Source organism: Enterovibrio coralii, assembly GCF_001559595.1.
Classification (GTDB): Bacteria; Pseudomonadota; Gammaproteobacteria; order Enterobacterales; family Vibrionaceae; genus Enterovibrio; species Enterovibrio coralii.
In genome coordinates this window covers 97,915-110,615 of sequence record NZ_LNTY01000043.1, presented here as the reverse complement: position 1 = coordinate 110,615, position 12,701 = coordinate 97,915, and the positions used below count along the sequence as shown (strand labels likewise).

Sequence of the window (12,701 nt, the reverse complement as noted above, 5' to 3'; positions counted from 1 at the left end):
CTCTCAAACAACGCCGAAAACTTCTGGCGCGAGTTATTGACCATATCGCTCCAGCCATGCTTGTTCTAATGCAACTTGCCAGCTTGGATGTGGTTCAGGTTGGGATTTGAACAATGGCTTTCCACCCACACTGGTCAGTTTGACCACAGCAGGGTCTCCCCAGACATCGCTGTCTGCTTTACGTGCCTGTGCTTCTTCACTCATTAGGAAGTTGATAGTCACCAGTGCGCCTTCTTTCGCGTTAGCGTTCCAAGGGATCCCCATGAAGTGAATGTTAGAGAGTGCTCCTTTATCAAATGCGAACGCTTTTGCCGTTGGTGCCAATGTGCCGTTTTTCACCGCAGTTTCTGCGGCATTTGGATTAAAGGTGATCGCCAATAGCAGCTCGCCGTCATCCAGCAATTGCATGGTTTCGGCACTGCCTGCAGGGAACTGCTTACCACCGCGCCAAGCAACGCCGTGGAGCTCATCTAAATATGCCCAAAGCGGTGCGGTAATCTCTGCAAACTGTGCTTCATCGACTGGCTTGTAAAGCGGGGCAGAATCATTGGCCAATTCCAACAATGCGGCTTTTAAGAAGCTGGTACCGTGGAACGCAGGCGGCTTAGGGTAGGTGGTCTTGCCTGGAAAGGCTTTTGCCAAACTCAGTAATTCCGTGAAGGATGCTGGTGGGTTGGCCAGTGTTTTTTCATCGTGGATAAACACCAATTGGCCAACGCCCCAAGGTGCTTCTAGCCCGTTTGTTGGCTCGGTGAAGTCTTCTGTAACGGGCAGCGACTTATCAACAATTGACCAACTTGGTAAGTTTTCAACAAAAGGCCCGAAAAGAAGGCCGTTTGATTTCATCGATTTAAAGTTTTCACCGTTGATCCAAACCATATCGACGCTGCCGCCTTCGTTCTTACCTGCCGCTTTCTCAGCAACCAAACGGTTCACGGTTTCTGCAATGTCTGAGACTTTGACGTGTTGAAGTGTGACGCCGTAACGTTCTTTCAATTCATCGCCAGCCCAACGTAGGTAAGCGTTGATTTCCTGACTGCCACCCCAAGCATTGAAGTAAACAGTTTGTCCGTTGGCGTCTTTTTTGATTTCTTCCCAGTTCGACAGGTCAGCAGCGACGCTTGTCGCGCTGAAAGCCAGCGCGCAAGCGGTCACGATTGATTTGTAGTTCATGGTGATTAATCTTCCTTAATCATTGTCTGTGAGCCATTGTTTTTTGGTTCGTTACGCATCCATGCATGGAATTTCTCTACCCATGCCAGCAAACCCTGGGGGGCGTTGTTTTGTTTCCAAACGCCCGCCGTGTATTTTGTTGCTTCGCTCATGGTTGGGTAAGGATGAACCGTACCAAGAATTTTGTTCAATCCAAGACCATGACGCATGGCGAGGGTGAATTCTGCGAGCAAGTCGCCAGCATGAGAGCCGACAATGGTGGCACCAAGGATCTTGTCTTTCCCTTTCGGTGTGATCACCTTGATGAAACCATGATCTTCACCATCCGCAATGGCACGATCGAGATCGTCTATACCGTAATGCGCAACTTCATACTCAATGCCTTGTGCAATCGCTTCTTTCTCGTTGATACCGACACGCGCCACTTCTGGGGCTGTGTAGGTCGCAGCAGGCATAACAGAGTGGTCAGCTTTGAACTTCTTAAAGTCGCCAAACAATGCGTTCACGGCAGCATACCAAGCTTGGTGACCCGCTGCATGGGTCAGTTGGAAAGGCCCTGCAACATCACCAACGGCAAAGATGTTCGGATAGTTTGATTGAAGGTATTCGTTTACCTTCACGGTGCCACGTTCTGTGAGCTCTACGCCGATATCCTCAAGGCCAAAGCCTTTCGTATTTGCAACACGACCTAATGCCAGCATGACATGGTCAAACTCAACCACCACTTCTTCACCATTGTGTTCGAGGTAAGCGCGTTGCACGTCGCCGTCTTTCTCAAAGCGTGTGGCTTTATGGCCTAACAAGATGTTTACGCCATCTTCCTTGAGACCTTTAACGACCAATTCGGCGGCGTCAGCATCTTCACGGATCAACAGTTGGTCTGCCATCTCGACCAGCGTGACGTCAGTCCCCAATCTCGCAAAGCTCTGTGCAAGCTCACTGCCAATAGGTCCGCCGCCCAGTACCAGAAGTTTCTTCGGTTGATCTTCCAATTCCCATACATTGTCAGACGTGAGGTAGCTGACTTCTTGGAGACCAGGAATGCCTGGAACAAGTGGACGCGCGCCCGTTGCGATAACGATATTGCGGGTTGTTAAGCGTTGACCATTGACCTCAACTTCCCACGGAGAAAGGATTTTGCTTCGCCTTCAATACACTCAACACCTAGTTTGGTGTAACGCTCGACAGAATCATGCGGCTCGATATTGGCGATAACCTTGTGTACGCGGCCCATAACTTGCTTAAAGTCGACCGATGGCTCACCCGCAGTAACACCAAATTCTTGGGAGCGTTTAATTTCGTGGACTGCGTGACCTGCACGGATTAGGGCTTTTGAAGGAACACAGCCTGTATTCAAACAATCGCCACCCATTTTGTGCTTTTCGATGAGGGTAACTTTCGCTTTAACGGCAGCACCGATATACGTCGTAACAAGACCACCTGCACCTGCTCCAATCGCGATCAGGTTTCGGTCAAATGAATTAGGTTTCTGCCATTTTGCATAGACACGACGTTTCTGAAGAAAATTCATAACTACCTTCGCAATGATTGGGAACACGCCCAGTAAAACCAGAGATAAAAGCACGCCCGGAGAGACAATACCGCTCAATGAATCAATTTGAGCCAGTTGGGTACCGGCATTGATGTACACAGCAGTACCCGGGAGCATGCCAATTTGGCTAACAATATAAAACGTAGCGGTGCGGATTGGCGTTAAGCCATCAGCAAGTTAATCAGGAAAAACGGGAACACAGGAATGAGGCGCAGTGTTAACAAGTAAAAAGGACCGTCCTTTTCGACACCTTGGTTAATCGTCGCCAGCTTGTTACCAAATTTACTTTGAACACTGTCTTTGAGAAGAAAGCGGCTTACCAAAAACGCAAGCGTGGCACCGATGGAGCTCGCGAAAGAGACCAGAAGCAACGCCCACCAAAAGCCGAATAAAGCGGCACCCAGAAGGGTTGCAATAGCAGCACCGGGTAAAGACAAGGCGGTCATTGCCACATACACAACAAAGTAGATGATGCTTGCGCTGACAAAATTACTGGCGATGGAGTCTTTCAACGCTTCATGCTGCGCTTTTGCATTTTCCAGCGTAAACAGCGCACCGAGATCGAAAGCAAACCAAGTGACGAAAATCGCAGCGATAACGACGATGATGGCTAGCTTTTGTTTATTCATCTTTTGTCCTTACTAAAAAGCCAAGTTGCGTTGGAGCACTCGGGCAATCCATTCACGTGAAGATAAGCGACTATTCACAGAATAACTATGGCAAAACATACGTTTGTCATAAGTATTTTTGTTAACAATCCAGTGAGTTAAGTGAATTTGTTGCCAATATTGTGACTCATGAAGATTATGAGCTTAAGCAAAGGGTGGAGGTGCGCGCGTTTCCGTTCTTGCTTGGTGGATATGACCGTGGCGTAGAGAAATAAATTACACACTTCATCAAAAATTTCGAATCAGTTTGCACTGACTATCAATAGATGTGCGGTATCTATCTGTTTTAATTGATTTAGTTATTTGAGTAATTCGTGAAATAGCAACGGCTATAAACAGTACACAGAGTATTGAAATGCCAGTAAGGAAAGGGGGACAAGGGCGAGGGTAGTGGTGCCTGCGATGTGATAGTTTCGATGCCAGTAGCGTCGGGCGAAGCTGTTAAGTCTCAAGCCCCAAAAAACAACCATGGCATTTATGGAAAAGAAGAACATGACCAAAATGCTGAGAAAAGAGGGTGCAAAGGTGCCTTGGACAAGTGCAAAGTAAAATGACAACGGCATGAAGAAGCAGCAGAACACCGTCCACTTAAATCTTCGCGGCCACTTACTAAAGTGGTCTCGAAAGATCCTGTCAATTTGGTCTGGAAACGGTTTGTTGTAATGCATCTTATTGTTGCCATTCAACTCTCTCTCTTTTCACATAGTCCAGAATGCGTTGAACTGATAATCAACGAGGCACATATAGTCTCATATGTGTGACGCATGTCACAAAAGGTGTCTTTGGGGTGATTTTTGAATGTTGTTATGTCGATTGGTTTATTAAAGGGATTTTTCTTAAATTATCTATTGCGGATGCTTGCTATCACAGCGATGGAACATGGTAGTACTTTCCATTTAGGAAGCAAAGAAAGGACAAAACAGGGTGCTATTACTGTAAATTATAAAAGTTACAGTATGCAGTGCGAATGAGGGTGACGTGAGAGTGATTTAACGCTCTCAGCTCTATACTTAGAGTTGAACTGAGAGCGATAGTTCCGCGCAGAGAAAAAAGCGTTATTGATCGAGATGTTGGAGTAGTTCGTCTCTGCGAGCTGGCGTGATAACGGACCAGTGCTTGCCTTCGATAGCACCTTCTAGTGCCCAAAGCATTTCAAGGCTAACCGCGTCATTGTGTGAACGTTGAAGTGCTTGGAATGCGCCTACAGAGCCAGTGTCTTGCAGCTCTTGAACTGACCCTATACCCGCTTTTTTCAGCATGCGTTCGGTTGCCAGCCTTAAGTTAGGCAGGTCTTTTATACGAGCTGGGACGGCAGTCTTCTTTTCATGTTGGTCTTCACGTGCAATGTCCAGAGCTTTGACTGCATGTGCCATCAGGACCTCTGGCTGTTCCCACCACATTTCTGGAATAGCGTAGTACTTTGTAACAACGGGGAAACCACGTTTTTTGTACTCGTATGGCTGCATTTGAAGTTTAATAAATTCGACTTCATTTTGTTGGCCGGCTCTAAGGTGAAGCTGGTCATGTACAACGAGTCCAAACATGGTGTCGTTGCAAAAGATGCCGAAACCACCAAACATTGAACGTGATTTGATTTTTCCTAAAGATTCAAAAAACTTAAGTGTGTTTTTTAGAGTTGGTTTATCCATATGACTCATTCTCAAACATAACGTTGTAAGACTATTGGTCAAGGGGATTAACGTAGCGGGACAAATTCTGTGAATTGTCTTTAACCAGAAGTTTTCTGGAGAGGAGATGCTAACGTCATCGGTAACTCCGCTACCAACACCGCAACAAAGATTGAGGTGTGAAGGCCGGAAGCTTTGCGTCCCATGCTTTCGCGATGGTTTGCCTTTTTCTTGACTTAAATAGCTTAACCCAATTTAGTAAATTTGTCGTTAATACTGGCCACCTAAAGTGTGATCTTGGTTCAGGAAATGATTTGGTTGAATCTTAAATATTCGAGGCTAATCACTGTAATGGCGGGGTTTCGAGCGATTTTGGCAAAGGATAGAAATATGGCATGCGAGCCTAAAATATTAGGCATTTTATATTCGTTATAGCTCATTTGATAATGCGACGCTTTTGGAACGAACATTAAATAAAAAACCCGAGTCAGAGACTCGGGTTTCTTGTGTGCACTGAATAGGCACTAAGAGGATTATGCGTTCAGGTCTTTTACTGAACTGCGAACAACCAACTCTGGTTGCATTTCAAACGTCTGCTGCTCGCTTTCTTTATTCACCAAACGCTCCAGTAAAAGCTTGATAGCGGTTTTACCCAAGCGATTCTTTGGCGTGTGAATCGTGGTCAGCGGTGGCGAGAAGAACGCAGCTAAATCGATGTTGTCGTAACCGATCACAGAGATATCGTTTGGCACATCCAGTCCAGCCTGGCGGAATGTACTGATCGCAGCCAATGCCATGATGTCGTTAAAACAGAAAACCGCAGTAGGGCGTTTTTCTTGTTCAATCAGCTTCTTCGCCGCAACAACTGCTGTGTCACACTCGAAGTCAGCTTCGACAATCCACTCTGGTCTTTCTTCAAGACCCGCTTCTGCGAGTGCCTTTCTGAAACCACTCAAACGTGTTTGGCACGTAAGGCGGTCCAATTGGCCAGAAATACATGCGATGTCTTTGTGGCCGCAATCAATCAGGTATTTAGTTGCTAGGTAACCACCAAGCTCTGCATTGTCTTGGATACAGTCGGTGTTTACATGCTCGGTGCCCCAGTTCATCACAACCATTGGCAGGTCTTGTTTCTTTTCAAGCAGTGCCAACAGTTCTTCACTGATGTCTGAACACATCACCAGAACACCGTCTACGCGCTTTTCAGCAAGCATACGCAGATAATCGCGTTGTTTAGCGATGTTACCTTCGGTGTTACACAGAATGAGCGTGTAGCCTTCGTTATAGCAATATTCTTCGACGCCATGTACGACTTCAGCGAAAAATGGGTTCGTCGATTTGGTCACCAGCATACCAATGGTGCGGGTAGAGTTGCACTTTAGGCTTCGCGCAACCGCACTTGGTGCGTAGTTCAGATCGTCGACTGCAGCCCATACTTTTTTCGTCGTGTTTTCTGCCACAAAACGTGTCTTATTGATCACGTGGGAAACTGTGGTTGTAGATACACCGGCGAGTCGAGCGACGTCTTTAATTGTTGCCATTGTAATCTTCTTATCGTTTTCATCGGCAGCCCGCTTCGGAGCTGCTCACATGTTTACGCCGCTATTAAGAAGCGGCGTACTAAATTCAAATGATGCAAAGTATCGAGTGCTTTGCCTATGTGCATATCGCCGAGCGATATGTCTGTCTTTAATTGCATGATTTATGCACGGCGAAACGTTTAAAAGTGCTTATGCAACATTGCACCAAATTCTCAATGCCAAACGCTTGCGTTCACAGTTTACTGGGTGTTTGGCAGTGTCGCAATTATTCTATTGTTACGACGTAAATAAGCTTGATGCGTGTCAACCTTAATAGGCAGCAACACATTCTTTACCACCCTTAGAGATTTTTAAAACATACACCCAATCTCTGTATGTGTTTGCGCGCCAATAAAAAAAGCCGGACTCAGCCGGCTTTTTACTCTGCCAGTTTTTCGTTTATTCGCCTTTCAAAAACGCGACATCTAAAGCGACAAATGCAGCCAGTAGGTTTGCCGCCGCTTTATAGAAACCAAAACGGTCGAAATCATTCACTGACTTTTGGAAATGGCCCAACCAAGGCACCAGCATAGTGTCGAGGAAACGAAGTTGCTCTTGCATCATTGCTTCTTGTTTCTCTTCGCTCTCTTCTTTATTCGCAAGAATGACAAGGTTGCCCATAAAGTCGAGTTGCACTGCCAGGTGGTCAAACGGTTCGTTGAAGTCTTTGCGTTGCGCGATACCGTATTGGTTCATCCACGCTGCCATCTCTTGCGCAGGCTTATCATTCAGAAGGCCAGTTGTACCGATATACATAGAGGCATACGGCAGGGCACCGCTCTTTGGCGTGCTCAGGAACAAACCGCAAAAGTCGGCGGACAATTCAAGCTGAGCGTCTTCGCGCAGCTTCAGTTTGCTCAATGCGTCGCGGAACTCAGCAATAGGTGCTTTCAGTTCTTCGGTCATGGCCAACACAGAATAGTAGTTGTCCATGTCACCGCCGTGATAATTGTCCAAGTCTTGCTGGGTCAATTCGGTTGCAAACAGTGAAGACATCCACCAGTAGAACTCGGCGCGTTGTTCGTTAATGGCAATAAATTCTTGCATTATCATTCCGTTTTTCGAGATGCGTTAGAGTGTATACCCAAACCGTATTCGTCTTATGTGGGCTTGGGTATAGATTCTATAAGTGTATAGAAGTTGGAGTAAAAAAGGGCAGCTAAGCTGCCCTTTTTCTCATCACTGTCTCTTATGCGATATCCATCGCTGGGAACAGTGGGTTTACATCGTCAACTGCGATTGGGCCGCTGAAACCAGTTACTGCTGGAACTTTGCCAGTGTATTTCTCAATTTCAACCAGTGCAGTGTGTGCAGACGTTGCTTGAGCCAGTTTCGATGTACCGATATCAACAGTCAGAACGTTCGGGTCGCCGTAAGTACATAGAGTACCTGACTTGCCGCCTTCCAGAGGCGCATACCATGCACCTTCGTGGATACGACATACGCCTGACATGTAGTCGTCAGTAACAACAGCACCTGCAAGTACTTGGCCACGGTCGTTGAATACACGAACGATGTCGCCAGACACGATACCACGTGCTTTCGCATCTTCAGTGCTGATGTAACAAGGCTCGCGACCAGCAACTGCATAGGTACCGCGGTGGTCGTCAGACGAACACAGCTGCGAGTGCAGACGGTGGTTCGGGTGACAGCTCTGCAGGTGGATCGGGAACTTGTTCGACTTAGGACCGCCGTGGCTACGTTCAACTTTTTCGAACCACATTGGGTGGCCCTGACAGTCGTCGTAACCCATGTCAGCGATAGTCTTACAGTAAATCTCGATCAAACCAGTTGCTGTGCCCAGTGGCTCCAGATCCGGTTCTTTACGGAATGCTGCGTGACGTACCCACTCTGAACCTTCTGGGAACGGGATAAATTGCTCTTCTTCCCAGAACTTGATGAAGTTAGGCATACGAACACCGATACCACGGCCTTGCAGACGCGCACCGTTGTAGATCTCTTCGATCCACTCCATCTTAGTCTTACCGCCAGTGAACGCTTCTTCGCGGTCGTAACGGGTGCACAGTTCACGGAAGATATCGAAGTCATCTTTCGATTCGAACATAGGCTCAACGATTTGTTTCATCGCGATGATACCTTTGTTCGAGTGGTTACCGAACTGCTCGATGTCGTTACGCTCGTAAGTGGTCGTCGCTGGCAGAACGATGTCTGCGAAGCGGCAGCTTGCTGTCCACTGGTGATCAACAACAACAACGGTTTCCAGTTTCTGCCACGCATTGATCATACGGTTACGATCTTGGTGGTGGTGGAATGGGTTGTTACCACAGAAGATAGCCATCTTCATGTGTGGGAACTTCACCTTGTGACCATTGAACTGGATGGTTTGACCTGGGTTTTCGATACAGTCAACGAAACGCGCTACTGGAATGTAGGTCGAGTAACCGTTGTAGCTACCTTGGTGAATTGGCTCAACGCCAGTCACTGAGCTGAAACCAGACATCAGTGGACCCGCAGAGGTGATAGTACCTGCGTCGTTGTAGTGCCAACCGAAACCGAAGCCGCCACCTGGTAGACCGATTTGACCCAGCATTGCTGCCAGAACAACGATCATCCATGCGTACTGTTCGCCGTGCTGCATACGCTGCAAACACCAGCCCGCGATGATCTGAGTACGGCCACTTGCCATGGTACGTGCCAGTTCGCGGATTTGGTCTGCAGGGATACCACAGATCTTCGCTGCCCACTCTGGTGTCTTCTCAACGCCGTCTTTCTCACCGGTCAGGTAAGGAACGAATTGGTCGAAACCAGTGGTGTAATCAGCCAGGAATTGCTCGTCGTACAGCTTTTCAGTGTACAGAGTGTGAGCAATCGCCAGCATCAATGGAACGTCAGTTTGCGGGTTCACTGGAACCTGCTCGCCGCCGAAGAACTTGTAAGATTCGTTCTTCACTGGGTCAACGTGGATAACGTTGATTTCACCAGCTTTCACTTTATCTGCCAGTTGTTGGTAGTAACCGTAAACGCTGTGATCAGGGATCAGCCAGCCAACTTGCAGGTTTTTGATTGGGTCTGAACCCCAGATAACGATGTTTTTCGCGTTTTCCAGAACCAGAGGCCAAGACGTTTGCTGTTCGTAAACTTCCATTGCACCAGCAACGTAAGGCAGAACAACCTGCGCAGAACCGGTTGAGTAGTCACCGATCTTCGCTAGGTAAGTACCGTGCAGGCTGATCGCGCGCTGCATGATGGTACCAGCGGTGTTCAACTTACCACATGACTGCCAGCCAGAGTGACCTGCGTACAGCGCACTTGGGCCGTAAGTGGTTTGAACACGTTCAAGCTCGTGGTGGAAGAAGTCCAGTGCTTGTGACCATGGCACACGTACAAAGCGGTTATCACCACGTTGAGATGTGTCAGATTTCCAGCCGTGCTTCAGCCAGTCCAGACGAACCATTGGGTATTTAACACGAGATGGGTTGTAAACCACTTCGCGAACACCGTTCAACATTGAAGTTGGGTGAGGGTCGTTTTCGAACGCAACGGTATCGATCCAGATGCCGTTCTCAACTTTCGCGCGGAATGCACCCCAGTGTGAACCGTGAATTACTTCGCCAGAGAAAGTGCTTTTCGCATCAGTCGCGGCCATAGCCTTGCGAGGCGCCAGAAGGCTGCTGCCGATAACGGCACCAGCACTGGCGGTCAACATGCCAGATAGAAAACGACGGCGGGTAATGCCTTGTTGTTTTTCAGTCGCCATGTAGGAATCCTTATTAATTTAAAGTCGATAAGACAGGCGCTAATGCGCCTGCCGCTTTAATTCGTTATTAGTGGTGACCTGCACCGCCAGTGTCGCTACCGTGGTTCTGCAGATACTTCAGCAGGGTGCGCTCTTCAGTCTTGCTCAGGCGGTAATATGCACTCATCGCTTTCAAGCTTGAGATCCAGCCGTTCGCAGTGAAGTGGCCAGGAGCCGGTGCTGCGTGACACGAGTTACAAGAAGACGCGTACATTTCTGATGCGTAATCCCATACAGGCTGAATGCTGTCCAGCATGCCGTCTTTGGTGACGTATGCTTCAACGGCTACTTGTTTCCAAGCGATGTTGGTTGCTGGGTCTACTTCTTCAGAGATAACGGTTTCAGTTGCTTTAACATCACCACGTACTGTTGCCTTGAATACACGTTTACCCATGTACTCAGTCATTACGCGGCCTTTACCGTTTGTTTCGATCCAGCCTTGAACGCGAACTTTCAGCATGTCGCCTTCTTCGCCAATCACTTCAACTTCTGAAGCTGGCAGCAGTTGGCCTTCAACTTTGCCATTTGCATCAGCAGCAGCGAACAGGCTCTTCTCTTCCAGCGAGTACAGCTTCTTCGCACCAGCAGGAGCAACTGCGGTCGCGCTCAGCGTTTCGAATGTCTTACGGAAGCCACCTGCCATGTTTGGCAGTTCGTGCGCGATACCTTTGTGACATTCAATACACGCCATGTTTTCTTTCGCAGCAGGGATCATCTCTTTCATTGCTTGAACAGATTGCTTGCTGTGATCCATTGCGTCGTATGAGTGACAGGTCGTACAGGTTTTGTAGTTCTCGTCAGCCATACGGTCCCAGACTTTCTGGGCGAGTTCGAGCCGGTGTTCCTCAAACTTTTCTGGGGTATCGATCTTGCCAGTGATGAAGTGGTGGTAAAGGTCAGTTACTGCACCCATCTTACGCCACACTTTGCCAGCGAAATCTTTTGGCTGGTGACAGTCAACACACTCAGCACGAATACCTTTCGCATTGCTGTAGTGGATAGATTGCTTATATTCCTCGTAGTTCTGCTGCATGGTGTGACATGAAGTACAGAACTCAGTGGAAGAGAAAACTTCGAAGGCTTTGTTCATTGAGATCACGCCGGCGACCGCAATAACAGCACCGACCAGAACCAGCGCAAGGATTGGGTACTTTGCGCTTGGCTTCATCAGCTTTTGCAATAGCTTTTTCATAAAAATGGATACACCCATAAAATGTGTTTGTAGTTAGTGTTGGGCCCAATCCCCGTCTCGAAGTTGGAAAGCAAGCCAGCGCACTATAGCTACATGTTTTTGATGCGTTATTTCGAGTCGCGCATGTTAGCGATTGGATGTGAATATGGTTAGCAATGAAAGTGAATGGCTAATTTGAAAATATGAATAGAATGTGAACGGGTGGGTGTTTTGCTTCGTAATGTGGGTAATATGTGCTTCTAAATGTGCCAAAAAAGCACAATTTGGTGTATAACTCGCAAAAAAATAGTGTTGAGCATTAAAAATTGTGATTTATCTAACGGATAGAAAAGTGCAAAAACCATGAGATAAATCAAGTTTGCGGGTAATTTTGCTGGTACAGTGCGCTCCTCATGACGATTTATGAACAGGTTTTCAGTGACTCATCACATACTGGTTGTAGAAGACGAAGTAGTCACCCGGACAATGGTTAGTGGTTACTTTGAAAATCAAGGATATAGCGTTAGCCAGGCTGCTGATGGCAAGGAAATGCATCAGATAATAAACCAGCAACACGTCGACCTTGTGCTGCTGGATGTGAACTTACCCGGTGAAGATGGTTTAAGTTTGACCAGAGAACTTCGCGGGAAGTCTGACGTAGGCATTATTTTGGTCACCGCCCGGACCGACAGCATTGATCGCATTGTTGGTTTGGAAATGGGGGCTGACGACTACGTCACTAAACCGTTTGAACTCAGAGAGCTACAAGTTCGCGTAAAGAACTTGCTGTGGCGCATTTCTCGTGCGCAAAAAGCCCCAAACCAAGTAGCGTCTTCGGGTCGAGAAGATGATAATATTGTCAGCTTCAACGGTTGGACGTTCGACATCAATCGCCGTGCTTTGAGCAAAGGACACGAGACAGTGAAGCTCACCAAAGCTGAGTACGAAATGCTCGTTGCATTTACGGCAAACCCGAACAGGGTTATGAGTCGTGAGCGTATTCTGAATTTAATCAGTCATCGTGTCGATGCACCCAATGACCGAACCGTTGATGTACTGGTTCGCCGATTAAGAAACAAAATTGAAGTTGAGCCTAAGAAACCGCAGTTGTTCGTGACTGTTCATGGTGAAGGCTATATGTTCGCGGGTAAATAAGCGTATCCGCGAGCTTT

7 protein-coding genes, 1 pseudogene and 1 riboswitch are annotated in these 12,701 nt (G+C 47.5%); of the genes and pseudogenes, 1 reads left to right on the top strand and 7 read right to left on the bottom strand.

Annotated features, from left to right (window positions below):
• Window positions 1-33 precede the first annotated feature (33 nt).
• The 7 genes and pseudogenes from ATN88_RS16830 to torC all read right to left on the bottom strand — a co-directional run bounded on the left by ATN88_RS16830 (window position 34) and on the right by torC (window position 11,550).
• The gene (locus ATN88_RS16830; protein WP_067418457.1) at window positions 34-1,173 is read right to left on the bottom strand and encodes an ABC transporter substrate-binding protein; all 1,140 of its coding nucleotides are present in this window, start codon (window positions 1,171-1,173) and stop codon (window positions 34-36) included.
• 5 nt (window positions 1,174-1,178) lie between these two features.
• Window positions 1,179-3,354, bottom strand: a pseudogene (locus ATN88_RS16825) (FAD-dependent oxidoreductase).
• Between the two features lie 1,094 nt (window positions 3,355-4,448).
• Complete coding sequence (locus ATN88_RS16820) at window positions 4,449-5,042, bottom strand: TfoX/Sxy family DNA transformation protein (RefSeq protein WP_067418455.1); 594 nt, start codon at window positions 5,040-5,042, stop codon at window positions 4,449-4,451.
• A gap of 117 nt (window positions 5,043-5,159) precedes the next feature.
• Window positions 5,160-5,256: riboswitch (cyclic di-GMP riboswitch) on the bottom strand.
• 298 nt (window positions 5,257-5,554) lie between these two features.
• Window positions 5,555-6,562: an HTH-type transcriptional repressor PurR gene (gene purR / locus ATN88_RS16815; protein ID WP_067418452.1), complete on the bottom strand. Its 1,008-nt coding sequence runs from the start codon at window positions 6,560-6,562 to the stop codon at window positions 5,555-5,557.
• A 438-nt stretch (window positions 6,563-7,000) separates the two neighbouring features.
• Window positions 7,001-7,648, bottom strand: coding sequence for a molecular chaperone TorD (gene torD, locus ATN88_RS16810; RefSeq protein ID WP_067418450.1), 648 nt, complete (start codon window positions 7,646-7,648; stop codon window positions 7,001-7,003).
• Between the two features lie 142 nt (window positions 7,649-7,790).
• Window positions 7,791-10,319, bottom strand: a complete 2,529-nt coding sequence (torA, locus tag ATN88_RS16805; RefSeq protein ID WP_067418447.1) for a trimethylamine-N-oxide reductase TorA — start codon at window positions 10,317-10,319, stop codon at window positions 7,791-7,793.
• 67 nt (window positions 10,320-10,386) lie between these two features.
• Window positions 10,387-11,550, bottom strand: a complete 1,164-nt coding sequence (torC, locus tag ATN88_RS16800; RefSeq protein WP_408607712.1) for a pentaheme c-type cytochrome TorC — start codon at window positions 11,548-11,550, stop codon at window positions 10,387-10,389.
• Between the two features lie 417 nt (window positions 11,551-11,967).
• Between torC and torR the strand changes: the two genes are divergently transcribed.
• A complete protein-coding gene (gene torR / locus ATN88_RS16795; protein WP_067418526.1) occupies window positions 11,968-12,684 on the top strand; it encodes a two-component system response regulator TorR in 717 nt (238 codons plus the stop codon).
• Window positions 12,685-12,701 lie beyond the last annotated feature (17 nt).